23 protein-coding genes are annotated in these 25624 nt (G+C 68.9%); 4 read left to right on the top strand and 19 right to left on the bottom strand.

All coding sequences use genetic code 11. The features are described 5' to 3' along the window. Positions 1-400: 400 nt before the first annotated feature. The 13 genes from FU260_RS01070 to FU260_RS01010 all read right to left on the bottom strand — a co-directional run bounded on the left by FU260_RS01070 (position 401) and on the right by FU260_RS01010 (position 17225). Positions 401-901: a hypothetical protein gene (locus tag FU260_RS01070; RefSeq protein ID WP_147915383.1), complete on the bottom strand. Its 501-nt coding sequence runs from the start codon at positions 899-901 to the stop codon at positions 401-403. 162 nt (positions 902-1063) lie between these two features. After that, a complete protein-coding gene (locus FU260_RS01065) occupies positions 1064-2407 on the bottom strand; it encodes a Gfo/Idh/MocA family protein (RefSeq protein WP_147915382.1) in 1344 nt (447 codons plus the stop codon). A 163-nt stretch (positions 2408-2570) separates the two neighbouring features. Beyond that, positions 2571-3941, bottom strand: coding sequence for an ABC transporter substrate-binding protein (locus FU260_RS01060; protein ID WP_147915381.1), 1371 nt, complete (start codon positions 3939-3941; stop codon positions 2571-2573). A 10-nt stretch (positions 3942-3951) separates the two neighbouring features. Next, entirely contained in the window at positions 3952-4905 is a 954-nt protein-coding gene (locus FU260_RS01055; protein WP_147915380.1) for a carbohydrate ABC transporter permease, read from the bottom strand. Between the two features lie 10 nt (positions 4906-4915). After that, entirely contained in the window at positions 4916-5821 is a 906-nt protein-coding gene (locus FU260_RS01050; RefSeq protein ID WP_147915379.1) for a carbohydrate ABC transporter permease, read from the bottom strand. Positions 5822-5867: 46 nt separating this feature from the next. Continuing rightward, positions 5868-7109 (bottom strand): Gfo/Idh/MocA family protein, encoded by a 1242-nt coding sequence (locus tag FU260_RS01045; protein WP_147915378.1) that lies wholly within the window; start codon positions 7107-7109, stop codon positions 5868-5870. Positions 7110-7131: 22 nt separating this feature from the next. After that, a complete protein-coding gene (locus FU260_RS01040) occupies positions 7132-8331 on the bottom strand; it encodes an ROK family transcriptional regulator (RefSeq protein ID WP_147915377.1) in 1200 nt (399 codons plus the stop codon). 58 nt (positions 8332-8389) lie between these two features. Further along, on the bottom strand, positions 8390-9214 hold the full coding sequence (locus tag FU260_RS01035) for an alpha/beta fold hydrolase (RefSeq protein ID WP_147915376.1): 825 nt from the start codon (positions 9212-9214) through the stop codon (positions 8390-8392). 103 nt (positions 9215-9317) lie between these two features. Then, positions 9318-11405, bottom strand: a complete 2088-nt coding sequence (locus FU260_RS23745; RefSeq protein WP_147915375.1) for an ABC transporter ATP-binding protein — start codon at positions 11403-11405, stop codon at positions 9318-9320. A gap of 174 nt (positions 11406-11579) precedes the next feature. Then, positions 11580-12767, bottom strand: coding sequence for an ABC transporter permease (locus FU260_RS01025; protein WP_147915374.1), 1188 nt, complete (start codon positions 12765-12767; stop codon positions 11580-11582). 4 nt (positions 12768-12771) lie between these two features. Beyond that, the gene (locus FU260_RS01020) at positions 12772-13764 is read right to left on the bottom strand and encodes an ABC transporter permease (protein WP_147915373.1); all 993 of its coding nucleotides are present in this window, start codon (positions 13762-13764) and stop codon (positions 12772-12774) included. 66 nt (positions 13765-13830) lie between these two features. Next, complete coding sequence (locus FU260_RS01015) at positions 13831-15807, bottom strand: ABC transporter substrate-binding protein (protein WP_147915372.1); 1977 nt, start codon at positions 15805-15807, stop codon at positions 13831-13833. Positions 15808-15977: 170 nt separating this feature from the next. Continuing rightward, positions 15978-17225, bottom strand: coding sequence for a Gfo/Idh/MocA family protein (locus FU260_RS01010; protein WP_147915371.1), 1248 nt, complete (start codon positions 17223-17225; stop codon positions 15978-15980). A gap of 171 nt (positions 17226-17396) precedes the next feature. On the opposite strand from FU260_RS01010, the gene FU260_RS01005 reads away from it, so the two are divergent. Then, positions 17397-18404, top strand: a complete 1008-nt coding sequence (locus FU260_RS01005; RefSeq protein ID WP_147915370.1) for a LacI family DNA-binding transcriptional regulator — start codon at positions 17397-17399, stop codon at positions 18402-18404. Between the two features lie 199 nt (positions 18405-18603). On the opposite strand, the gene FU260_RS01000 is transcribed toward FU260_RS01005, so the two are convergent. From FU260_RS01000 to FU260_RS00990, 3 genes are all read right to left on the bottom strand, one after another. Beyond that, positions 18604-19785, bottom strand: a complete 1182-nt coding sequence (locus FU260_RS01000) for an N-acetylglucosamine-6-phosphate deacetylase (protein WP_147915369.1) — start codon at positions 19783-19785, stop codon at positions 18604-18606. Further along, positions 19782-20555 carry a 6-phosphogluconolactonase gene (locus FU260_RS00995; RefSeq protein ID WP_147915368.1) on the bottom strand — a complete coding sequence of 258 codons (774 nt, stop codon included), beginning with the start codon at positions 20553-20555 and terminating at the stop codon, positions 19782-19784. Before FU260_RS00995 ends, FU260_RS01000 begins: the two co-directional genes overlap by 4 nt. 191 nt (positions 20556-20746) lie before the next feature. Beyond that, entirely contained in the window at positions 20747-20953 is a 207-nt protein-coding gene (locus FU260_RS00990) for a type II toxin-antitoxin system HipA family toxin (RefSeq protein ID WP_147915367.1), read from the bottom strand. Positions 20954-20986: 33 nt separating this feature from the next. Here FU260_RS00990 and FU260_RS23425 point away from each other — a divergent pair, with 33 nt between their 5' ends. After that, complete coding sequence (locus FU260_RS23425; RefSeq protein WP_168211577.1) at positions 20987-21145, top strand: hypothetical protein; 159 nt, start codon at positions 20987-20989, stop codon at positions 21143-21145. A gap of 23 nt (positions 21146-21168) precedes the next feature. On the opposite strand, the gene FU260_RS00985 is transcribed toward FU260_RS23425, so the two are convergent. Next, positions 21169-21792: a TetR/AcrR family transcriptional regulator gene (locus FU260_RS00985; protein ID WP_147915366.1), complete on the bottom strand. Its 624-nt coding sequence runs from the start codon at positions 21790-21792 to the stop codon at positions 21169-21171. Positions 21793-21969: 177 nt separating this feature from the next. On the opposite strand from FU260_RS00985, the gene FU260_RS00980 reads away from it, so the two are divergent. Further along, positions 21970-22845, top strand: coding sequence for a zinc-binding dehydrogenase (locus tag FU260_RS00980; protein ID WP_147915365.1), 876 nt, complete (start codon positions 21970-21972; stop codon positions 22843-22845). After that, complete coding sequence (locus FU260_RS00975) at positions 22842-24077, top strand: NAD(P)H-binding protein (RefSeq protein WP_147915364.1); 1236 nt, start codon at positions 22842-22844, stop codon at positions 24075-24077. Before FU260_RS00980 ends, FU260_RS00975 begins: the two co-directional genes overlap by 4 nt. 16 nt (positions 24078-24093) lie before the next feature. Here FU260_RS00975 and FU260_RS00970 read toward each other — a convergent pair whose 3' ends face one another. Beyond that, positions 24094-25107, bottom strand: a complete 1014-nt coding sequence (locus tag FU260_RS00970; protein WP_147915363.1) for an LLM class flavin-dependent oxidoreductase — start codon at positions 25105-25107, stop codon at positions 24094-24096. Next, the gene (locus tag FU260_RS00965) at positions 25104-25472 is read right to left on the bottom strand and encodes a TIGR04076 family protein (protein WP_147915362.1); all 369 of its coding nucleotides are present in this window, start codon (positions 25470-25472) and stop codon (positions 25104-25106) included. The genes FU260_RS00970 and FU260_RS00965 overlap by 4 nt, the downstream gene beginning before the upstream one ends. Positions 25473-25624 lie beyond the last annotated feature (152 nt).

Below are 25624 nucleotides of genomic sequence, written 5' to 3'. Positions count from 1 at the left end.
GTGCGGCAAAACGCTCCTCACGCCGTGGGCGAACGTGGGCGGAAATTCCCTTGTCCGGCACCGGGAGGCGGCCTAGCGTGGTCGGTACACGGGAAAGGAGGTGATCCGAAGAGTGAATTCTTATCGGACGCGTGAGGTGACTACCAGCTAGTCGCCCGTCAGCAACTACGGACGGACCGCCGTCTCGCAGGTGCGGGGCATCAGCGAGAACCAGGTAGTCACCGATGAGCCCGCGGGGCGCACCCTCGTCCAGTGTGCACGTTCGGCCAGCCGAGCAGCCCGCGGGCTCGCTCATGCCCGCAAGTCGCCGCCGACCAGCCGCCGAGCCGCGACCGGGGCCCACCAGGATCGGGCTGCGACCGCATCCTCACGGCCAGCCGAGGACGTCGACGCGGACTCCTCAGCCGAAGGCCTCGACGAGCACGTAGATCACGAAGATCGCAACGATCAGCGCCAACAGGCCCAGGAGCGTCATCCCGAACACGCGCCCGTAGGTCCAGCCTTTCGCATTGACGCCGTAGCTCTTCAGCCGCTCGATCCACCAGCGCCAGCCGGGCACCGCGAGCGTGGACAGTCGCTCGTTGTACTGCGCCTCCGACTCCCACGGCTCCGGGCTGGGCATCGCAGTCTCCGGAATCACCCGCACCCGGGCGTTCCCGGTCCAAAAGGTCAGCCAGCTCGGGTTGCCAGGCCAGTACCGAGCCTTGGTGATCTCCTGCGGGGCCGAATCGAACACGACGCGTTCGGCCGCCGGGTCGCCACTGGGATGGACGTCGATCACCCGGATCCGGTCCTGCGCGGTCCACTCGATACGTGCCGGCGTCGTCTGGAAGACGGTGGCACCGGTGCTCCGGTCCACATTGAGCTTGACGGCCTGCGGGCCGGTGTTCGGCATGGTCACAGAACTTCTCCTCGGGCTGTGGGACGCCTACACTCTACCGCCCCGCCTCGGCCGTGAATCCCTTCACGCGATACCTCACCCGGGCAGTAGTGCTCCGCGGTATCGCCTCTGCGGGCGAAGTAACGAATCGGCCGATGGGGGTGGCGGGTAGTGAGCGGGCGCTCAGCGGCCAAGCAGCTCGGGCACGGACACGATCCGTTGCTCGGCGATCGAGCGCCAGAGCGCCTCACCCGCCGCCACCGCGAAGGCTCCCGCCACCGCACTTGCGCCGAGGCCGAGGCGCACCGACTCCTCGTCCGGCCCGGCGAACAGGTCGCGGCGCATCAGCGGGTCGGCACCGTCGTGCCCTCCTGCGGCACTGGCCACCTCGATCTCCTCTGCCGGTGCGAACATCGGCCGGAGCACCAGCTCACCGGAACCGGGTAGGTGTTCCCCGTCCGGAGTCCGTCCGGTGAACACCTCGATCACCCCGTGCGTCCCGGTGATCGTGGCCCGGTAGCCCTCCCACGGGGAGGAGAAGGTGACGGCGTAGGCCGCGGTGGCTCCGCCGTCGAACGTGAGCAACGCACTCACGTGGTCCTCGATGTCGATCTCCTCGTCATAGAGATACAGGTCCGCACCGGCCGGGTACTGCACCTCGTAGGGAAGGTCGAACAGCCCCCGGCGCACTCCCGTGGCATCGTCAGGGAACGTGCCCGACCCGAGCTGAGCCTGGTAGTACGGGTCGGCCGCGCGCACCTGCGCAGTGGTCGCTCCACTCGGGCGGTGTGCGCCCTCGGGCCCGTAGTAGTCCCGGCCGCCGACGGCATAGACAGTGTCGGCACGCTGGCCGAGCCACCAGGCGATCAGGTCCAGGTGATGGGTGCTCTTGTGGATGGTCAGTCCGCCGGAGGCCGCCCGGGTGCGGTTCCAACGCAGGAAGTAGCTGGCACCGTGACGCACGTCCACCCGGTAGTCGAGCGCCACGTGCAGCACCCTGCCGATTGCACCGGCGTCCAGCAACTCCTTGATCCGGCGGTGCCGGGCGGTGTAGCGCAGGTTGTGCGTGACCTGCACCGTGGCAGTCGAGGCCTGCTCGGCGGTGAGCACCCGGGCAGCCTCGGCGGCTGTGGCAACCATCGGCTTCTCCGAGATGACGTCCACACCGTGAGCCAGAGCCGCCTCGATGTAGTCGGCGTGGGTGTGGTCCGGGGAGGCGATGATGACGGCGTCCGGCCGGGTGGCGGTGAACAGCTCTTGCAGCTGGTCCGGGGTGTAGACGAGCACCTCCGGGTGCCCCGGCGGCAGGATCGTCTCGGCGAAGGCCTGCGCCCGTGCACGGTCCACGTCCAGCACCGCCACCAGCTGCCCGTAGGCCGAGAAGTCGTCAGCACTGGCGCCGTAACCGAGCGCGGCGTCGGTGCCGCCGGCCACCCCGAGGAGCGGGCGGGCGAAGCTGGCCACCCCACGGTTCGAGAGGCCGATCAGGGCATAGCGGCGGGCAGGCTCCGGCGAGGCGGTGGCCATGAGTTCTCCTCCGGAGACGACATCCGATTGCAATTGCAGCAACCGCGTGCATTCCCGTCACTGTACCGCGACCACCGGCGATCAACCAGGTCCGGCCGCGCGCCGACTCGTCGGCCACGTAGACCACCGTTCACGGCCACCCACCTCCTGGCCCGCCGGCAGCTCACCCCAGCATGTCGTTCACCTGCTCGTTCACCTCGGTCAGGGTGGCAACGTCCCGGCTGCCGATATAGATCTCGTCCATGATCGGCGTCACCAGCGCGGTGATCGACCCGTAGGACTGCGTCACCGGGAAGAACAAGGTGTTCTGGTTCTCCACCAGGTCCAGGAACGGGGAGACGTCCAGGCCCTGGTCGGCGAACGCCTGCCGTGCCGCTTCGGTACCGGCCGGGCGGGCGGGGAACACCACACCGGCCTCCCCGACGATTGTCTGGCACTCGTCCGACCCGAGGAAGTCCACCAGCCGGGCGGCTTCCTCCGGGTGCTCGGACTGGGAGCTGATCGAGTCACCGAGCCCGTTGTACATCGAGACCGGGTGTCCTACCGGTCCGCTCGGCAGCGAGGCGATGCCCAGGTCGATGCCGTCCAGACCGGCGTAGGTGGGCAGCATCCAGGACCCGTTGGCGGACAGCGCCGCGCGCCCGGAGCCGAGCGCCTGCTGCGGGTTCGGCTCGGTGCCGACCTCTTCGTAGGGTGCCATGAATCCCTTGTCCACCAGACCGAAGAGCCACTCCAGCGAGGCCTGCAGCTGCGGGTCGTCGAAGTTGTACTCGGTGCCCCACACATCGGCGTCGGTGAAGGTCCAGCCGGTGGAGCCGGCAAGCCAGGACCACTGCGTCTGCCCGTCCGTCCCGCCGGACCCGTTCGAGGCGAGCCCGTACACGGCGACGTTCTCCGGGTCGAAGCCTTCCTCGTCACCCCGCACACCGTTCGCGTCCACGCTCAGGTGGGCGATGGCGTCCTCGAACGAGCCGCCGTCCTCGGGGTTCCAGTCCAGATCGTCGAGGTCCTCCGGGCTCATCCCGGCCTCGGTGATCAGGGTGGCGTCGTAGAACAACGCGATCGTGTCGAAGTCCTTCGGCATCCCGTACTGCGCGCCGTCCTGCCCCACCCAGAGGTCTGCCAGGCCCTCCTGGAATTCGGCGGCCTCCGCATCGGCGGTGGCCTCGAGCGTGGTCAGGTCGAGCAGCAGACCGCGCTCGGCGAACTCCGGGTAGCGGGTGAGATGGTCGGTGAACACGTCCGGGCCGGCACCAGCCACGAAGCTGGCGGTGAGCTTGCGCCAGTAGTCGTCCCAGCCGTACTGGCTGATCCGCACCTGCAGGTCCGGGTTCGCTTCCTCGAAGGCGTCCACGCAGGACTGGTACGCCGGCAGCTGGTTGGCATCCCAGAGCCAATAGTCCAGCGCCACGGAGTCTTCCGCGCTGCCGGAGCCGGCACAGCCTGCGAGCGCCAGCACGCCAGCGGCGAGGGTGGCCACGGTCGCCGTGCGGCGGCGGCGGGCGAGAGTCGGTCGATGTGTCGTGGTCTTCATCTGATGCCCCTCACTTGATCCCGGTAAAGCCGATGGAGTTGACGATCCGTCTCGCGAAGACCAGGAACAGCAGGATCATCGGCAGTGCCGCCACCAGCGTTGCGGCCATCAGCCCGGACCAGTCGGGTCCGGTCTGCGGGCTCTGTTCGTTGAAGTTGCCCAGGGCTACGGTCAGCACCCGGGACTCATCGGAGTAGGAGACCATCAGCGGCCAGAAGTAGTCGTTCCAGGCGGTGATGTAGGTCAGGATCGAGATCGTGGCGATCGGGCCTGCCGACATCGGGATGATCAGGGAGAAGAACACCCGCACCTTGCTGGCGCCGTCGATCAGCGCCGCCTCCTCGACCTCGAGAGGGACGTTCATGAAGAACTGCCGCAGGAAGAAGATCGCGAACGGGGTCATGAACAGGCCCGGCAGCATGATCCCGAACAGGGTGTCGATCAGGCCCAGCTCGCGGATCAGCAGGAAGTTCGGCAGCAGGGTGAAGATCACCGGCACCATCAATGAGAGCAGGAAGATGGCGAACACTCGGTCCCGCCCCTTCCAGTGCAGCCGGGAGAAGGCGTAGGCGGCCATCGCCGAGAAGAACACCTGGCACGCGGTGATCCCGGTGGCCACGACCACCGAGTTACCGAGGTAGCGCCAGAAGTCGATCGAGGCTCCGGATCCCCCCTGGGCAATCGCCTCCTCGGTGCTCTGCAGCCCGAAGACGCGTTCGAAGCCGCCCCAGCTGAAGTCCACCGGCAGCCAGGAGCTCGCCTCGGCGTACAGGGCGCTGTTGCTGGAGAGCGCAGTGCGCAGCATCCAGTAGAACGGGAACAAGGTGATGATCAGCAGCACGACCATCACCACCCAGGCCACGATCCGGCCCACGCTCGGGCGCCGGCGACGTCGAGGTGGCACCGAGTGGGCAGAGGTCGTGCCGGCCTCATCGGGCCTGGTGGCAACGGTGGTTTCACTCATCTCGCACCTCCTAGTTCAGATCCGTCTGGCCGGCCCGCGTGATGCGGTACTGCAGGAAGGTGACCACCATCAGCAGCAGGAGCAGGGCCACGCTCAGTGCGGAGGCGTAGCCGAAGTCGAACTGTGCGAAGGCCTTGTCATAGATGTAGAGCTGCAGCACGCGGGAGGCGTCGACCGGACCGCCGTTGGTGGTGACCGCCACGGTGTCGAAGACTTGGAAGGAGCCGATCACCGAGATGATCAGGACCAGACCGAGGATCGGTCGCAGCAGCGGCACGGTGATCCGGAAGAACATCCGAATCTCCGACGCGCCGTCCACCCGGGCCGCTTCGTACATGGTGTGCGGGATGGTCTGCAGCCCGGCGAAGATCAGCAGCGCCGTGTAGCCCATGTATCGCCACACGTTCACCAGGGCGATCGTGGGGATCACCCAGACCTCGGAGGTGAAGAAGCCGATCCGGTCCAGCCCCAGCCAGGCCAGCACCTGGTTGCCGACTCCGAGCTGGTAGTCGAGGATCCAGAGGAACACCAGGGCTGCCACCACGTTGGAGACCAGGTAGGGCGCGAGCACCAGGGAGCGCAGCAGCGTCGACCGGCTCAGCCGCTGCATCAGCACGGCCAGCAGCAGCGCCACCACGGTCTGCACCCCGATGTTGATCACCACGTACCAGGCGGTGACCTGCAGCGCGTTCCAGAACACTGGGTCCACGATCATGTCCCGGTAGTTCTGCAGGCCGATGAACTCGGCCGGGCTGAGCAGGTCCCAGGAGGTGAAGCTCAGCCAGATGCCGCGGAGCAGGGGCCAGAAGTAGAAGGTGACCAGACCGATCGTGGCCGGCAGGATGAAGAGCAGGGCGAGCCGGGTGTCGTCGCGACGGCGGCCGGCCCGTTGCTCTCGCAACGGTGGTGCGCTCATATCGTCCTCCTTGCGTCGTTGCAGGCGGTGCTCGGCGGCGGGTGGGTCAGCTGCGCGGCCCGTCACCGAAGTCCGGGATGGTCAGGCGCTCACCCCCAGCAAGAGCGGAAGCATGCGCCACGATCCCGGGCGCGGTGAAGTGCGCGGCGCGCCAGGCGTGCACCGGTGGGTGCTGCCCGGTGACCACCCCGCGGACGAAGTCATCGGCGAGGAAGTGGTGGGAGCCCTCGTGCCCGTTCGGGGCGTCGGCGTAGCTGGCCGGCAACCGGCCGCGATCGTGCACCGGTGCCGACCCGGAGGTGAACGCTTCCCGCAGTGCCGGTGCCACATCAGCGAGCTCGCCGTCGTCGGCGCCACGGAGCGGAATGAAGTCCGGTGAGATGTCGCGCGAGCTCTCCTTGTCGTGCCAGACGCTCTGGTGGGCGAGCTGCTCGAAGCTGGCCTCGGTGCCGAAGAACCGGAACCGGGACTCCCGGATGCGGGAGGGGTAACCCACCCGGCGCATCTCGTTGGTGCGCATCGCACCGCCGTCGGAAAGCTCGAACAACGCCGTGGCGTTGGAGAAGCTGTTGTTGAACTGGCTGATCTCTCGGTCGAAGACCCCGTCACCGCGCTGGTCCTCCACGCCGATACAGCTCACGCTCACTGCTCGGGCCGGCAGCGCCCCGAGCACCCCGCCGATCGCGTGCGTGGGGTAGAGCATCGGCGGATAGCTGGCGGTAGCCCTCCAGTTCTCCCCGCCGCTATAGGCATAGGCGTCGTAGAACCCGAGGTCCATATCGTGCACGTAATCGCCCTCGGAGTAGAACACCCGGCCCAACGCACCCTCGGCGATCTTCTGGCGCAGGAACACGGTCGCCGGGTTGTAGTAGCTCGTCTCACCCATCATGTAGGTCAGGCCCGTGCGTTCGACGGCGGCGATGATCGCCTCAATATCGGTGAGCTCGGTGGCCATCGGCACGGCGGAGTAGACGTGCTTGCCGGCCTCGAGCGCGGCCAGGACCAGCGGGGCGTGCGTCCACCGCTGGGTGAAGATCGCCACCGCATCCAGATCCGAGGCGAGCATCTCCTCGAAGCTGGCCATCACGCTCACGTGCTGGTAGCGCTCAGCGAGTGCCTCGGCACGCTCGGGCAGCAGATCGGTGATCGCGATCCGGCTGACGTTCGGATGCCGGTCCCACAAGGTGGCGAAGCTCCGGGAGAACTGGCCCGCACCGACGATGCCGATGCTGATCGAGCCGGCGTCTGGGTCCAGCGCGGTGGTGGGGTCGAGGGGCAGCTCGGGCAAGGGTTTCTCCTAGTGTCGATCTCTACGTTGTCCTGGGTGATGACGGGTGGGTGTAGCGGTGGCGGGGCGGATCGAGCAGCCACTGGCAGGCGACCACGGCGGCGCCGCGGGCCCATTCGTCGAACCCGGAGGTGAATACCAGCACCTGCGGGCTGCGGGCGTTCGGGTCGAGGTGCTCGGCGAGGGCCTCGTGCATGCTCGCCTCGGCGTAGGCGAGCAGGTCCAGGCCGTCGCCGGCGAGGATCACTGCGGGGAGACCGAGGGTGTTGACGAGCTGGGCGATGATCACGCCGAGCGCGCGGCCGGCGTCGGCGAACACCCGCAGGGCTACCGGATCCCCGGCTGCGGCGAGCGCGCAGCCCTCGGCCAGATCCACATCGGCACGGCCGTGCGGCAGTCCGATCGCCCCGGTGATCGCAGCCGTGGTGAGGAAGCTCGACGCACAGCCGCGATGGCCGGCCGCGCACAGCGGCCCGGAGTCGGAGACCCGGTTGTGCCCGATCATGCCGACCCGGCCGGTCGGACCGGAGAGCACCGTGTCCTCGAGGACGATGCCCAGGCCGATACCCACCCCCACGGTCAGCACGGCGAGCTCGGTCATCCCCTTGCCGGGTCCGGACCACTGCACCCCCGCGGTGAGCGCCCGAGCGTCGCCGCTGAGCACGGTGGGGATCCCCGTCCGCTCTTCGATCAGCCGGGCGAGGGGGACCTGGTCCCAGCCGAGATGGCTGTTCCGGCGGACGGTGTCGTCGAAGCGGGTCTGCTCACCGGCCAGGCCGATCCCGAGGGCCTGGATCCGCTGATCTCCGCTGAGTTCATTCACTAGTGCAACAATCTGGCCCACGACCGGCGCGACTTCCGGGCTCGCGATCGCAGCGCTCTGGCTCGCCCCGACGCGTCCGCGCGCATCGGTGCGGACCGCGAACACCTCGTCCGCGGTGATCTTCACTCCGATGAACTGATGCCGGGAGGCGTCGAGTACCAAGGGCGCGCCAGGACGGCCGCGTTGTTCCGAAACCAGCGCGATTCCTTGCGAGATCAAGCCAGAGACCAGCAAAGGCCGAGTGGTCTTGGTCAGACTGGCCGGGGAGAGTCCGAGGCGTCGGGCGAGCTCGGCACGGGAGAGCGGGCCACCGAGCAGCAACGCCCGCACCACTCCGCGAGCCGCCGGCCCGAGGGTCGCGAGCGACGGTGCGTCAGTACTGTCGCGGCTCCGTTGCACACCCCGACCATGCCGCCCATTCCTTCACTCTGTCAAGGAATGGCGGCTGATGAGCGGGTCAGCGCACCTGCTCCGTCCAGCGGGTGAGCTCGGCCGCGAGCGCCGTCGGAGCGTCGAGCTGGACCAGGTGGCCCGCATCGTCGATGACCGCCAACGAGGAGCCCGGGATCAGCTGCTGCAGCCGGCCGGCCCGCTCCGGTGGGATCCAGGTGTCCTCGCTGCCCCAGATGATGTGTGTCGGTTCGTCGATCGAGCCGTACCGCGGCTCGATCTCGTCGGTGAACCGTTCGTCGGCCTGGGCAATCTGGCGATAGAACGCGCTCTGGCCGATCGCTCCGGTCCAGGGTGCCACCAGCATGGCGAGATCCTCCGCGCCCAGTCCCCGGTGGCTCGCTCCGCCGATGTAGGCTTCCACCGCCCCGCGATGCACCGCCGGTGGAAGCTGGGCGAACACCTCGGCATGGTCGCGTACGAGGGTGAAGAACGGCGAGCCCCAGGGGCTCAGCGCCACCGCGTCCACCAGGCAGAGCGAGGCATACTGCGCGCCGTGCAGCAGCCGGGCGCGCAACGAGACCACGCCGCCGAAGTCGTGCGCCAGCACATGCGGCCGGTCGAGCTGCCACACGTTGAGCAGAGCGGCGAACAACTTACCCTGCACGCCCAGGTCCACTCGATGGTCCGGGTCCTTCGACGATGCCCCGTAGCCGGGCATGTCCCACAGGTACACGGTGAACCGTGCGCTCAGCGCGGTGGCCATCGGCCGCCACAGCGCCGAGGACCAGGGTGTGCCGTGCAGCAGCACCAGCGGCGGCCCCTGGCCGAACCGGTCCCATGCCACCTCTCGACCGTGCCAGCGAAAGGTGCGGGCAAGCGGAGAAACCATGCCCGGATCGTCCCATGCCCCAGCCGCTCCCACGCCGCCGCGGCAGACCAGCGGTCGAACGTCGGTCTCGAACCGAGACGCCGACACCGCGGCTTCGGCAGCCTCAGGCTGCCTCGTCCTCCTCGGGCCGGTAGTCCACCCGCTCACGGGTGCCGCGCAGCCGCGGGTCCGGGATCGGCACTGCGGACAGCAGTGCCCGGGTGTACCCGTGCTGCGGATCGGCGAACAGGGTCTCGGTCGGGCCCTCCTCCACCAGGTTGCCGTAGTACATCACCGCCACCCGGTCGCAGATCCGCTCGATCACCGACAGGTCGTGGGAGATGAACAGGTAGGTCAGCCCCAGATCGGACTGCAGGTCGGCGAGCAGCTCGAGGATCTGGGTGCGCACGGACACGTCGAGTGCGGAGACTGCCTCATCGGCGATCACCAGCTTCGGCGAGGTGATCAGCGCGCGGGCGATGCCGATCCGCTGCCGCTCCCCGCCGGAGAATGCATGCGGGTAGCGGCCCGCCATCGAGCGGCGCAGGCCGACCCGCTCCAGCATCGTCTCCACCCGGTCAGCCAGCTCTGACCCTTTCGCCATCCCGGCAGCCTTCAGCGGCTCGGCGATCACCTGCCGCACGGTCATTCGCGGGTTCAGCGACCCGTACGGGTCCTGGAACACCATCCGGATCTGGCGCCGGTACGGCAGCAGCTCCCGCTCGGACAACCGGGCCAGGTCCACCTCGCCGCCCTGACCATTCCGGTAGAGAATCCGGCCCGCCGTCGGCTCGTATGCGCGCATCACGCACCGGCCCAGAGTGGTCTTCCCGCACCCGGACTCCCCCACCAGGCCGAGCGTGGCGCCCTCGGGAATGTCCAGGCTTACCCCGTTCACCGCGACGATCTTCTCCTTGCGGCGCCGGCGGAACAGACCGCCGGAGACGGCGTCGAACTCCATCCGCAGGTCCTGGATGGACAGCAGCGCGCGCGGGGCGCCGGGTTCGTGGGCGTGGGTCGTCTCGCCGGCTCCGGTCACCCCGGCCGTTCCGGCGGCCTCAGCCGTTCCGGTCGCCTCGGCCGTTCCGGTCGCCTCGACCGGCTCGCCGGGTGCCGGGAGCTCCTGCCCGACGGCGAAGCTTCCCGTGACCGCAGACGCCGGCCCGCCCTGCGGTACTTCGACGGCGGAGCTGGGCTTCTCCGGGTCCGTTTCCTCGCCCTGGGGTTGCCCCGGCCCCTCCCGGCCGAGGACCTGATCCCCGGAACTTCCCCTGCCCGCCGGGGCTGCGCCGTCGCCGGCCTGATCAACGAGCCCACCCGAGCGCTGCGGCAACGCCGCGAGCAGCTCGCGGGTGTACGGGTGCTGGGGATCGTGGAAGATCTGGTCCACCGGCCCGGTCTCCACCACCTTGCCGTGGCGCATCACCACCACGTCATCGGCGATCTCGGCGACCACGCCCAGGTCGTGGGTGATGAAGATCAGCGTCATCGCCAGCTCGCGCTTGAGCTCCCCGAGCAGGTCCAGGATCTGCGCCTGAGTGGTCACGTCCAGGGCGGTGGTGGGCTCGTCTGCGATCAGCAGCGACGGCCGGCAGATCAGTGCCATCGCGATCATCGCCCGCTGACGCATCCCGCCGGAGAGCTGGAAGGTGTAGGCGTCGATGCGTTCGGCCGGACGCGGGATCCCCACGCCGGCCAGCTCGGCGACGACGCGTTCACGGATCTGCGCCTCGTTCAGATCCGTGTGCAGCGCCAGCAGCTCGGAGATCTGGTTGCCGATCGTGTGCACCGGGCTGAGCGAGGACATCGGCTCCTGGAACACGATGCCGACGTCCCGCCCGCGCACCTGGCGGATGCCCTCACCCTTGGGGTCGAGCGCGGCCAGGTCAACGACGTCTCCCTGCTCCTCGGCACGGAACAGGATTCGGCCGGACTCCACGACCCCGGGCGCGTCCACCACCTGGAGGATGGACCGCGCAGTGGCCGACTTGCCGGACCCGGACTCGCCCACGATGCAGGTGGTGGTCCCGCGGCGGATCGTCATGTCGATACCATCGACGGCGCGCACCACCCCCTGGTCGGTGCGGAACGTGGTGTGCAGGTCCTGGACGTCCAGGATCGCCTCGGCTGCGCTGAGCTCGGTGGCCTCGACCACCGCCGCGCCGAGCTGTTTGTGCCCGGTACGTTCGGTCTGGTTGCGGCGGCGCTTCATGCTCTACCTCCTGTGCCTGAGCACTGCGGTGCCTCGCTCCAGCACACCTCATCCCTCGGCGTACCTACGCGGGGGCTCCTCGTGCTCATGCTCCACCTCCTATGCCTGAGCACTGCGGTGCCTCGCTCCAGCACACCTCGTCCCTCGGCGTACCTACGCGGGGGCTCCTCGTGCTCATGCCGACCTCTTTCCGTACGGGTCGGCGGAGTCGCGCAGACCGTCACCGACGAAGTTGAATGCCACCACGGCGAGCACTACCGCCACCCCGGGCAGGATCAGCCAGGGGGTGGTGGCCACAGTGGAGACCGATTGGGCGTCCTGCAGCAGGACGCCCCAGGACACCGCCGGGGCGCGCAGGCCCAGGCCGAGGAAGGACAGCGACGTCTCCGCCAGGATCATCGCCGGCACTGCGAGGCTGACCGTGGCGATGATGTGCGAGCTGAACGAGGGCAGCATGTGCCGGAAGATGATCCGCCCGGTCCTCACGCCATCGAACCTGGCCGCCATCACGAAGTCCTCGCTGCGCAGCTGCAGCAGCCGTCCGCGCACCACCCGGGCCAGCTGCGTCCAGCCGAGCAGGGACAGGATCACCGTGATCATCAGGTAGGTCGGCGTGGAACCCCACTGGGGCGGCACCGCGGCAGCCAGTCCGAGCCAGAGCGGCAACGTGGGCACGCTCATGATCAGCTCGATCACACGCTGGATGATGGTGTCCACCACACCGCCGAAGTACCCGGAGATGCCCCCGAGCAGCATGCCCAGCACGAGCGAGATCCCCACCCCGATCAGCCCGATGGACAGAGAGATCTGGGAACCGTAGGTGATCTTGGACAGCAGGTCCGCACCGGTACGATCGCCGCCCAACGGATACCAGCGATCACCGGCGTTCTCCGGCCCGAAGAGGTGCAGGTCGGTCTCGAACAGCCAGAGCAGCTGGTACTCGTCGCCGTGGACGAAGAAGCCGAGCGGAATCTGCTCACTGGTGTCCTCCTCGAAGACCCGCTGCAGAGTCTCCGGATCGGTGGAGCCGGTGGTGGGGTGCACGTAGAAGCCGTCGGAGAAGCTGAAGCTCGGCACCTGCGGCGGCTGGAACACGTGCTCGGCGGAGTAGCTGGAGGTGTTGAACGGGGCGAAGAACCCGGCGAACAGCGCCACCACGTACAGCACCACCAGGATCCACATCCCGATCATGGCCATCTTGTGCTTGCGGAACCGCCACCAGATCAGCTTCCACTGCGGGGCGGAGGTGACGTCCTGCCGGGACCTCCCGGACTCGGCGGCAAGGGTGTCGGCATCGGGCTCGCCCTCCGGGCCGTCGGTGCGGTCCGGATCGTGTTGGGGCAGCTGGCTGGTCTCGGTCATCTGCTCACGCCTTCCCGAATCGCACCCGCGGATCGACCACGGCGAGCAGCACATCGGAGATCAGCGTGCCGACCACGGTCAGCACCGCGATGATCAGGATGATGCCGCCGGCGAGGTACATGTCCTGGGACTTCAGGGCATCCAGCAGCAGCGGCCCGGTGGTGCCCAGCGCCAGCACAGTGGCGACGATCACCTCGCCGTCGAAGAGGGACGGGAGGTGCCAGCCGGCGGTGGAGATGAAGGGGTTCAGCGCGATCCGCAGCGGGTACTTGCGGATGATCTTGCCCTCCGGCAGCCCCTTGGCGCGCGCGGTGGTCACATATGGCTTGTGCAGCTCGTCGAGCATGTTCGCGCGAGTCACCCGGATAATGCTCGCGGTACCGGCCAGGCTGATCACCAGCACCGGGACCCACAGGTGCTCGAGCAGATCGCCGAACTTGGCCAAGCTCCACGGCGCGTTCACGTACTCGGGGGAGAACAACCCGCCCACACTCTGCCCGAAGTAGTGGAACCCGATATAGGCGAGCACCAGGGCGGCGAGGAAGTTCGGCACTGCCAGCGCGATGAACCCCACGGTGGAGATCACGTAGTCACCGCCGGTGTGCTGCTTGATCGCCGAGTAGACGCCGGCCGGCAGGGCGATCAGCCAGGTCACCAGCAAGGTGGCGATACCGAGCAGCAGGGTGAGCGGGAGGCGTTCGAGGATCAGGTCCGCCACCGGGCGCTGGTAGGCGAAGGAGAGGCCGAAGTCACCGTGCATCACGATGTTCGAGATCCACTTGAAGTACTGCACCCAGAACGGGTCGCCGATGCCGTACCGGGCGCGTAGCGCCTCCAGCTGGGCCGGGTCGATGCTTTCTCCCTGCGCCTCCAGTGCGGCCACCTGAGTGGTGAGGAAGTCACCTGGGGGCAGCTGGATGATGAAGAACGCGATGATCGTCACCACGATCAGCGTCGGCAGCACGTGCAGCACGCGGTGCACCACAAATCTCAGCACGGCGCTCCTTCCAGTCCAGTCATGGGCGGGTGGGCCGCGGGCCGGGAGAGGGCCCGCTGCAGCGGCTCAGGCCTCGGCGAAGTAGATCTGCTCCGGCTTGGTGATGCCTTCCCGGCCCTTGTAGTAGGACAGCTGCGGTTCGTCGTCGCGCACGTTGTGCAGGTCGCCTGCCACGATCACCGGTGTGAACGGCAGGGCGACCAGGCCGATGGCGTAGATCTGCTCCTCGTGCTGGCTGGTGATGGCTTGCCCGGCCGCGATCCGGTCCTCGTCGGTCTCCGCCGTACGCAGGTCGTCCCAGCGGTCCATCAGGTCCTTGATATCCTGCGGCGGCTCCATCCCTTCGGCCCCGGCGCTCGCATACCAGCCGCCGTAACCGGGAGCGCTGTGGGAGTTCGACGCGGTCGGGATGAACCACACCGGCTCCAGGTCGAAATCGTCGGTGGGGATCGTGGTGCCGTCGATGTCGAAGTCGTTCGACCCACGCAGCTCGCCGTAGAGGCCGCCGTCCACCGGACGCAGATCGAGCTTGACGCCGATATCGGCCCAGTTGCGGCGCACCATGCCGTAGGCGTCCGCGGGAGAGATCCCCGCCGAGCTCTCCACGTACATCAGCACCAGCGCCAGGGGCTCGCCGTCAGGCCGCTGCCGGACGCCGTCGGTGCCCATGGTCAGGCCGAGGTCGTCGAGGATGCGGTTCGCCTCGTCCGGGTCGAACTCGATCGCGTTCTGCCCGGTGCCTTCTACGAAGTACTCGGAGTTCTCGGTGGGGATCGGCTGGGCGATGGTGCCCAGGTCACCCACCAGGGTGGAGTTCATCTCCTCACGGTCGATACCCAGGGAGAGAGCGCGGCGGAACTCGACGTCCAGGAACAGTTCGCGCAGCACGTCGTTCTGGTGGGAGAGATTCAGGCAGATGGAGGCGAGCGTGCCGACCGGCTGCCAACGGAGCATCTCGAAGCCTTTGGACTCCGCGTTCTGCAGATACACCTGGGCGGTGTTGTACCCGAGGAAGTGGCCCTGGAAGTCCAGGTCGCCGTTGGCGGCGCGCAGGTCGAGGGCGTCCTGGGCGAGCACCTGGACCTGGATCTCGTCCACGTAGGGCAGCTGGCGACCGTCCGGGTCGGTCTTCCAGTAGTACGGGTTGCGCTCCAGGGCCGCCGTACCGCTCTGGGCGTTCGCCGAGCTGGTGACCAGGTACGCACCGAGCACCGGGCGCTCGGGGTTGGTCCACCAGTTGTCCCGGTCGGCGAAGTACTGGTCCCAGGAGTCGAAGCCTGCCTCACTGGTGGCAGCGTCCACTTCCTCGGGGTCGGCATAGTCCGGATGGAACTGGCTCAGGTAGTGCTTCGGCTTGAGGAACTGGTAGCTCACCGCCGGGTGGCACATGTACTTCTCGAACAGGGAGAAGGGCTCCGTGTAGGTGATCACCACGGTCAGCTCGTCCGGAGCCTCTGCACTGGGCCGGGTGTTCCCGCCGTCGCTGAACCAGAACGGTGCGGTCGGGATCGTGGTCTCGTTGCTGAGGTAGTCGGTGATGGTGAACATCAGGTCCTCGGAGGTGAACGGCTCTCCGTCAGACCACTTCATCCCTTCCCGCAGCCGGAAGGTGAACTGGGTGTTGGTCTCGTTCTTCTCGAACTCGGCAGCGATGCTGGGGACTGCACCGGCGGCGTCCCAGTCCCACTCCAGCAGTCCCACGCCGGCGAAGGACTGCATCACCCCGGCGTCCGCGACGTCGGTCTGGGCCCGGTGGAGCGTGCCGCCGAACGCGCCCGGCCCGTCCCACGGTTCCACCACCATCGGCTCGGCGGGGAGGCGCTCCTCCAGCGAGGGCAGGTCCCCCGCGTCGACCCGTTCGGTGAGCATCGGCGACTCGAGAGCATCACTGCCGCCGGCTGCATCGTCGAACGGGTTGGGCGCCTCATCGTCACTGCAGCCGGCCAGCGTGAGCGCGCCGAGCGTCAGGCCGCCGCCGCTGTAGATCAGCAAGTTCCGCCGGGACAGGTGCTGTCCGGCCCAGGTCTTTCGGTCCATCGTCATCGATATCTCCTCAGTTGACGGCCGGCGGGGGTCGGCCTGTGGTCTGCTGCTGCGCTCGAGGCGGGAAGACGTCCACGTCGAGACCTCACACTGATCGATCGCTCTGGTTGGCCTGGATCGAACTTAGCGAGTGCAAGCGCTTGCTGCAACACCAAACTGTTTGCGGTCGGTCACCGGCGGACCTGGCCGCCGTCGAAGTAGGCCCGCAGCCGGGGGTCCAGCTCGGGCACATCCAGGGCGCCGGAGCCGCTGCGCATCGAGGTGGTGGCGACCGCTCCGGTGGCCACCGCCTCCCGGGCCGCGACCGGTGAGGTCTGAGTGGGAGCACCGGTGCGCACGAACTCCAGGAACTCCGCGAGCAACGCCGGGTCGGCCCCGTGATGCCCGCCCTCGACCCGGGGGATCGGGAACTGCTCGTCGCCGTCGGCGCTGTACTCGGTGCGCCGATTCCAGAGCCGCACCACGCCATCGTCGCCCAGGCCGAAGTTCTCGATCCGGCCTTCGGTGCCGATGACGGTGTAGTTCCGCCAGTAGTCCGGGGTGTAGTGGCACTCCGAATAGGTCGCGAACACGCCGTTGTCGAGCGCCATGGTGACCATCGAGAGGTCCTCGACGTCGATCACCGGGTGCAGGCCCTGTTGGGCCAGCGGTGGCCAGTTCTTCTCCCGGTCCAGCCACTCGGTCACCACCTGTCCGGTGCGATCCTGCCGGGAGTCGACGTCGCCGTAGAGAGTCAGTGCGCCCATCGCGCTCACTCGGCGCGTGTAGCCGCCGGCGATCCAGTGAATCACGTCGATGTCATGCGCCCCCTTCTGCAGCAGCAAGGAGTTCACATTGGCCCGCTCGGCGTGCCAGTCCTTGAAGAAGCGATCGCCCCCGTCGCCGACGAAGTAGCGGCACCAGATGGCCTTCACCTGGCCGATCCGCCCCTGGGCCACCAGGTCGTGCATCAGCCCGATCACCGGCATATGCCGCATGTTGTGGCCCACATACAGCTTGCTGCCGCTCGCTTGCGCGGCCACCAGCATCCGGTCGGCGTCTGCCACAGTGGTGGCCATCGGCTTGTCCACGAACACGTCCACACCCGCGCTCAGGAGCTGGACGGTGTGGTCTGCGTGCTGGTGGTCCAGAGAGGTGACGAACGCCGCGTCCACACCAGCCTCGATCACCTCCGTCACGCTCTCACCGACGCTCACGCCAGACCCGTAAGCCTCGCGGGCGCGGTGGCGGGCACGCTCGAGCGGGTCCGCCACCGCCACGACGGCGGCATCGGCATCGGCATCAGCCGCCCGCGCCGCGATCACCCCGCGGTTGCCGTTTCCGATGACTCCGAGGCGCAGCGGGGCGCCGCGGCCGGGCAGGGATCGCCGGACGGGTTGCGTCGTTGCCGGGGCAGGGGGCACGTCTTCGCGCGTCATGTCCAGGAACCTACGGTACGCAACCGCTTGCGGCAAGGGTGCACCCTGTGCCTACGATGAGGGGGAGAAGTGCGTGGGGCACCCCAGGGATGCGCTAACCTCACGGCTACGGTTGCGCACGCTGTGCACGCACCTTGCCCGCGCCGACCGGAGTGATTTCAGGGAGGGACCATGAGCGTGACGCTCGCCGACGTGGCGCGCGCCGTCGGTGTCTCGCCCTCCACTGTGTCCCGGGCGCTGTCCGGTACGGAGAAGGTCAAAGATGCCACCCGGGACCGGATCAAGCGCGTCGCCCGGGAGATGGGCTACGAACCGAACCACGTGGCCCGCTCGCTCACCTCTGGCCGCAGCGATCTGATCGGCCTGATCGTGCCGGACATCGCGAATCCGTTCTTCCCGCCGATCATCAAGGCGGTGCAGGCCCGCGCCTCCGCCAAGGGCAAGACGGTGCTGATCTCTGACGTGGACGAGCACCCGGCGGACGAGCTCGAGCGCGCACGGGTGATCCGCAAGCGGGTGGACGGGCTGATCGTGGTGTCTCCCCGCACACCGGTGGACCAGCTCGATGCCCTGGCGGCGCTGGAGCCGATCGTGTTCGTCAACCGGGAGGTGCCGGGAGCGGCGAGCGTGATCATCGATGCTGCCGAGGGGATGACCGAGGCGGTGGAGCACCTCGCCTCGCTCGGACACCGGGAGATCTGCTACCTGAACGGCCCGCGCCGGTCCTGGTCGAACGCGCAGCGGCAGAGTGCAGTACGAGCAGCGTGCGAGAAGCTGGGTATCGAGCTGATCGAGTTCGGCCCGTTCGAGCCACAGATCCAGGCCGGGGTCCGAGCGGCGGACCTGGTGCACAGCCGGGGCGCCAGCGCCGTGATCGCCTACGACGACATGATCGCCCTGGGCCTGATGGCCCGGCTGAACGAACGCGGCCTCCGGGTGGGTCCGGACATCTCGGTGATCGGCATCGACGACTCCCCGATGTCCGGGATGGCCTACCCCACGCTGAGCTCGATCCACGTGCCGGGCACGCGTGCCGGTGCGACCGCCGTCGATCTGGTGCTGGACCTGGTGGACAACCCCGGCGGCGCCGCCAAACCGTTGGTGCAGCTGGATACCCGACTGATCATCCGAGGCAGCACCGCCCCGGCCCCCGCCCCCGCCTCGACCCCCGCGCGCTGAATCCATTCACTCGTCACCCGGCGCGGTGAGTCGTGCTCCCGGGTATCGACCCATCGGGCGCCGTAACGAACCATCTGCCGGGCCGCCGTGACGAACCATCTGCCGGGCCGCCGGGCCACCCGCCGGGTGGTGGGTGGGTGGGCGACCGTGGCGGCGCGAACGCTGCGGCGCGGGTGTGGCGGGCGGCGGGTGAGCGCAGCTACGGCTGGACCAGCTCGCCGCGGACGAGAGTGGCCCACGGGGTGAGATCGTCCTCGACGATCACCAGGTCGGCGTCGTAGCCGGCTGCGATGCGGCCCTTCCGGCCGCCCAGTCCGGCGATCTGCGCAGGCCGGGTGCTGCCCATCGCGAACAGCTCAGCGACCGGCCAGCCGAGCTCGGCGTGCAGGTAGCTGAGCATCGCCTCCAGCGTGGTGGTGCTACCGCCGAAGGCATCGGCGCCGAGGACCACGCCGACGCCGTCGCGCACCTCGCAGACCACCTCGGCAAGCGCGTACCGGGAGCCCTCGGGCAGTCCGGCGCCCGCAGTGGCGTCGGAGACCACGATCAGCCGTTCGCCCAGGCACCGGCGGGCGATCTCCAGCAGCGCCGGGGGCAGGTGCTTGCCGTCGGCGATCACCTCGGCGGTCAGCCCGGTGGACGCGAGCGAGGACTCGAGCAGACCCGGCACCCGCCACGGACCCTCCCGCACCAGGGCCGACTGCCCGCTCCACAGGTGGGTCAGGTGAGTCAGCCCCGCAGCCTGCGCGGCACTCAAGTCATCCTCACGGGCTTCGCTGTGCCCGGCCGCCACTACCGTCCCGGCCGCGATGAAGCGGTCGACGGCGGAGCTCGCCCCGGTCCGTTCCGGCGCCAGGGTGATCATCGCCGGGGACAGGCCCGCCAACGTCGCCACCGCTTCCGGGTCCGGGTCGCGCAGCACGGCCGGGGAGTGCGCGCCGGCCTGGGCCGGCGCGAGGAATGGCCCCTCCAGGTGCACTCCGGCGAGCTCGGCCGCCCGCGGCAGCGGGCGGTCCCGGTGGCGGTGCAGTGCGCGGACCGTGCCGGCCAGCGTGTCCACCTCGTCCGAGGCCAGGGAGGCGAGCACTGTGGTGACCCCACGGCCGGCGAGGTGGTGCAGGATGGCCGCTACGCCGTCGTCATCCTCCGCCTGCTCGAAGCTGTGCCCGGCGGCCCCGTGGATGTGGATATCCACCAGCCCGGGCGCCACCAGCCGGCCCCCGACGTCCAGCACCTGCCCGGTGGGTGGCTGCGTGGTCACCTCGGCGATCCGACCCTCGCGCACCACCACTGCGGCGTCGGTCGGGCCGCCTTCGACCAGGACACGGCCACCGGTCAGGATCAGCGGGGCAGGGCTCTCGGGGTTGTTCGGGAGGGTCATCTCGGCAATTGTGCCGCAGAGGCAGGCTCCAGGAAGACGGTGGCGTGCGGGCTCTGCCGCAGGATGGTCGCCGGGCACGCGTTCGAGATCGGCTCGCTGACCGCGGCGGCCACGGCGGCAGCCTTGCGGTCCTCCGGTGCGCAGACCTGCACGTGCGCCGCGGAGAGCAGTGCCGGGATGGTCAGCGAGATCGCGGTCTTCGGGGTGGCGGCCTCGTCCGGGAAGTGCCCCTCACCCACCTGCTGGCGCACCGACTGCTCGGTCAGGGTGATGATCCGGGCCCAGCGTTCGTCGTCGAAGTCGGCGTCATAGGGCTCGTTGAAGGCCAGATGCCCGTTCTCCCCGATGCCCATGCAGACCAGGTCCAGCGGGGCCTCCCGCAGCAGCGCCTCGTACCGGTCGGCCTCGGCCTGGGCGTCCGGTGCGTCGCCGATGATGTACTCCACCTTCGCGGGGCGGAACGGCTCCTCGATCCGTTCGTGGATCCAGCGGCGGAAGCTCGCACTGTGGTCGGCGTCGATACCGACGTACTCGTCCATGTGGAAGGCGGTCACCTGCTGCCAGGGAATGTCCTGATCGTGCAGAGCCGCCACGAACGCGAACTGGGAGTTACCGGTAGCCACGACGATCCGGGCGTGCCCTCTGGCTGCGACCGCCTCGCGGATCACGGCTGCGGCCCGCTCTGCAGCGGCCTGGCCCATCTCCTCCGGTGAGGCATAGACCTCGATCGGCAACTGCTCCGCCTGGATCGCCTTGACCGGCTCCGGCATGGTGTTCCTCCTGCGCACTCGTGATCATGGGCGGCCGAGGCCGCTTCGCAACAGAATGCAACGCTACCGCAACCGCGTGCACGATGCGAGACCTAACAGTTTCGGATGCCAGTTGGGCGGGTGAATGGTAGGAATGGCAACGGTTGCGGACCAGCGGCGTCGATCGGACGCCGGTCGACGCCGTCGGGACGTCAGGCGAGCCGCGCCGCACGCCGGCGCAGTCGGGGCAGCAGGCGTTCGCTCAAGTCGGCCGCCTGACCATGCCAGTCGTCCACCTCGGCCAGCGCCGCCTCGAAGGCGGCGGGCACGGCCTCAGCCATCGCGACGACCCGGACCAGAACCCGTTCGGCGTCCAGGCCGGCATCGTCGGCGAACCTGCGCCAGGCATGGGAGTCCACCTCCTCGAGCAGGAAGACGCAGACACTGCCGCAATGTCTACGCTCTCTGACATCGCTGCAGTGTCACTGCTCGATGACATCGCGATGCCGTGCACCGTGTGGGGGCCATGCAGCTACCTGCAGATCCTGGACCTGCACGATCTGGACCATCTGGACCTGATCGCCCGTGAGGTCGTCCCGCAGGCCAGCTGAGCATCCGCCTCGGTCCGGGGAGGTCAGGACTGCTCGTGCCACGGTGCTTCGAGCTCGGCGGCATCGGGGGCCGGGCCGGTGAGGGCCGGTGCGCCAGTCAGCGCCAGGGCCTGCAGCACCAGGTCGACGTACCGTCGCCGCAGGGTCGCGGTGCGGTCGGCATCGCCGGTGTCGAGCGCCGCGATCTGCGTCGCGATCAGGGTGAGGTCGGCGCCGGTGATGTCGGCTCGGATGACGCCGGCAGCTTGGGCGCGGTCAACGAGCTCCCGCATCGCCAGGTTCCCGCGGTGCGCGAGCTCGTAGAGCTCCGGGGGTGGGGTGAAGGTGCCGAGCAGGCTGCCCATCCGGAGCATCCCGGAGTTCGCGTACCAGCCCAGGAAATCCTCCAGCCCGTCCCAGGGCTTGACCGTCAGTAGCGCCGACGCTGCCCGGTCGGTGATCGACTGCAGGCCGTGCCGAGCCACTGCGATCAGCAACGCCTCTTTGGCCGGGTAGCGCCGATAGAGGGTCGCCTGACCGACGCCAGCCCGGCGCGCGACCGCTGACATCGGGGCGGCGGGGTCGTGGCTGAACACGTCGAGTGCTGCCTCAAGCACCAGGACGTCGTTGCGGCGGGCTTCGGCTTGGCGGCCGCGGGCGGAGGTCATGCACCTGACCTTAGCGGACTGACTTTGTCCGTCTATGTTAGTTTTAGTCGGACAACATCAGTCCGATAAGCATCCAGAGGGGTGATTCATCTGCGTAGCGCGCAAGTGACTGCCTTCGGCGGTCCGGAAGTTCTCCGTGTTCTTGAGGTTCCCCGGCCAACGCCGGGGCCCGGCGAGATGGTGATCGAGGTCGAAGCTGCCGAGATCCTCTTCCTCGACACTCAGCTCCGGAGCGGCTGGGGTCGCGACTTCTTCACGATCGAGCCCCCGTTTATCCCCGGTGTGGGCGTCGCCGGCACTGTGGTCGAGCTCGGCGAGGGGGTCGACGAGAACTGGCACGGGTCCCGGGTGGTCGGTAGCACCTCGGGAGTGGGCTCCTACCGGGGTGGCGGTTACGCCGAGTTCGCCCGGACCGTCGCCGACCGCGCGCTGATGATCCCCGCTGGGGTCGAGGCAGCCGAGGCGCTGGCCGCGGTCAACGACGGCGCCATGGGGGTCAGCCGGGTGGACCGGTCCGGTCTCCGGGCGGGCGACACGGCGTTGGTGACCGCCGCCAGCGGTGGCATCGGCATCTGGTTGATCCCCCTGCTCACCGCCGCCGGAATACAGGTGCTGGCAGCAGCTCGCGGCCCGCAGAAGATCGAGCTGGCGCGGGAGCGAGGAGCCGCGGTGGCCGTCGACTACAGCGAGAACGGCTGGACCGGACAGCTCGGTGAGGTCGACGTCGTCTTCGACGGTGCCGGAGGAGCCCTCGGGCAGCAAGCGGCCACCCTACTGCGCCGGGGCGGACGATTCTTCGCCTACGGCGCCAGCGCCGGCGACTTCACCGATATCGAGGCACTCGCGGCCGAGCGGAACCTCGAGGTGATCGGTATCAATGAGGATTTCACGGACGAAGATGCCCATCGCTATGCGACGCAGGCACTACGCCTCCTGGCCGACGGTTCGATCCGTCCGGTGATCGGGCAGCAGCTTCCTCTGGAGCGTGCCGCCGAGGCACATGCGGAGATCGAGAGACGACGCGTCGTCGGAAAGTCGGTGCTGATTCCATGAGCCCCCAGCAGAACACCCAGCCGAGAACCGTCCTGGTCATCGGTGCCACCGGCCGGACCGGCCGCCATGTCGTCGACGGCCTGCTCGCCGCCGATGTTGCCGTCCGGGCGCTGGTCCGCCACCCCATCACGGCGGGACTGCCCGCCGCGGTAACCGTGGTCGAAGGCACTCTGCAGGACCCCAACGCCGTCCGGGCGGCGGCAGCCGGAGCCGACGCGGCATTTCTGCTCTGGCCCGTTGACGATCCGACGATGATCCCGGAAGTGATCGAGGCGCTGACCGAGTCCGTGCGTCACGTCGCCTACCTGTCCGCGGCAGACCTGAGCAGTGCGAGCGAGAGCACGGTCCAGGCCGGGATCTGGGCCGAGGTAGAACGCGCGCTCGAGGCCACCGCGAGCACCTGGACCTTTCTGCGCGGTGGCGGATTCGCCGCCAACACGCTGGAGTGGGCCGAACAGATCCGTTCCGGAGACACGGCGGAAGTGCTCCACCCCGACGCCGGGCGGTCCGTCGTGGACGAGCGCGACCTGGCCGAGGCCGCGGTCAGGGCACTGCTGGATCCTTCGTTGGCCGGTCGCGCCTACTCCCTCACCGGCCCGGCGACTCTCACCCAGCGGGAGCAGGTCGCCACTATCGGTCATGTCCTCGACAGGGACCTGACGGTGGCGAACCTTGATCCCGACCAAGTTCGCGAGGAGTATGCCGCGATGCTCGGCGCCGATTTCGCCGACATGGCGCTCAGCTACTGGGCGACCCTGGTCGAGAACCCGGAACCGGTGACCACCGGCATCGAGGAGATTCTGGGGCGGTCACCTCGGCACTACGAGGACTGGGTGCGCCTGCACCGCGCAGACTTCGAACGGCTCACCACCGCCGAGGTGGGCCGCCGATACGCCGGCGCCTTCCGTACCGGTCAGCTCGACGATGCGGCGCAACTCCTGGCCGAGGACGTGGTCCGCATCGCGCCGTTGGAGGATGGCGGTATCGAGCGCGAGGTGCGGGGTCTGGCCGCCATCGCGGAGAACGCCGACCGCCAGTTCGAGACCGCAGAGCTGGAATCGGTCGAGGTCGATGATCCGCTGGTTGCCGGTGACAAGTTCGCGCTTCGATTCACCTTCGGTGAGCGAGACCGCGAGACCGGCACACCGCTGCGGACCGTGAAGCTCTCGCTGTGCACCGTGGCCGCAAGCAGGATCATCCGCGAGGAGGTCTTCTACTACCTGAACCCCTAGTGCGACCCCTCGCTGATCAGGCCGCCGCCAGCTCCGCACGCACCGCCGGCAGCACCGCCGAGCCGAGCAGCCCGATCCCGCCAGCGCCGGTGAGCCCGTGCGGAGTGCCGAACTCCACCCGGTCGGCCCCGGCGCCAGCCACCCGCAGGGTGTGGTCCACGATCTGGGTCGGGGTGCCGGCGAAGGAGAATCGGTCCAGCAGGTCGTCGCTGAGCAGCGCGCCGGCATCGTCCGCACGGCCCTCGGCGAGCAGCGCGCGCAACCGCACCAGCAGCTCCTCCTCCACCTGCACCGTCGGATCCAGATCCGCCACCACGTCCACGTACATGGCCACCTCCCGCCGGGCTACGCCCCGGGCCAGATCGCCGTCGGCATCGACTACCGTGACCGCCCCGGCGCACACCGCGACCGACCCTGCCGGCCGGCCCGCCGCCGCGGCGGACTCATCTACCCAGGTGCGCATCTGGCGCACCATGTCCGGATTGGCGGAGCCGCCGATCTTCACCTCGTCCGCCAGCCGGCCGGCCAGTGCCGCCCCGCGCGGCCCCCAGACGCCGAGGAGCACATCGACGTCGGTGCGCACGGGCTCGTAGTGCAGCCGGAAACCGGGCTCGAGGGTGAACGCCTTCCCGGTGTACCCGGAGTCGTCCCCGGCGAGCAGCCGACGCACGATGTGCACGGTGTCCTCCAGGTGCGCCAGCGGACGGTCCTGCCGCACGCCCACCTGACCCAACCAGGACCCGCGAGCCAAACCCAGGTACGCCCGCCCGCCGCTGGCCTCGTCCAGGGCGGCCACCTGACCGGCGACCTCCACCGGGTGCAGCAGGTACGGGTTCAGGCAGGACGGTCCCAGCCGCAGGGTCTCGGTGACGTCGGCCGCAACCATCAGCGGAGCCATCGGCGGCTGGAACCCCAGGTCGGAGTACACCGACAGGCCGTCGAATCCGCGGGCCTCCACCTCGCGCGCCTGCCGGGCGTACTCGACGGCGGTCTTGTCCGACTGCAGCGCGATCGTCAGCGCCACGCTCATGTCAGCTCCTCCGTGGGAATGCTGGACCGGCCAGTGCGCTCGATGCGCATGATCAGCCGTTCCTCGGGGTCCGGGCAAGCCACTTCGTTATCGGTGGCGAGCCAGTCCCCGGCGGCCACAGCGCGCTGTGCCGCGGGCAGCAGCGGCAGCACGGCGGAGAGCGCATAGAGGCAGAAGTGGCCGCCCTCCGGCAGCGAGATCCGGCTGGAGCAGGTCAGGTCGAAATGGTCGCCGGCCTGCAGACCGCACACCGACCGCCCCTCGATCCGGTCCACCACCACGCGCAGGTCATACAGCTCTGTGCGCCGCCGGGCGCCGCCGGGCTCGGCGCCCACATCCTCGCCGACTTCCCTGTTCTCGCTCATCACATCCTCCTGGCCCCAGTATCGCGCGACTCGGCCGACCCTCTCGCCACCGGCCCGGGCGTGGACACCTCGGTCACCGCAGCCGCGCGCCGTGTACTCTCCCGGCCAGGCCGCCGATGCCCGCAGCGGCCCGCCGGCGAGGAAAGGTCGTC

The organism is Ruania zhangjianzhongii (assembly GCF_008000995.1).
Lineage (GTDB): Bacteria > Actinomycetota > Actinomycetes > Actinomycetales > Beutenbergiaceae > Ruania > Ruania zhangjianzhongii.
This window is presented reverse-complemented; position numbering and strand designations above follow the sequence as displayed.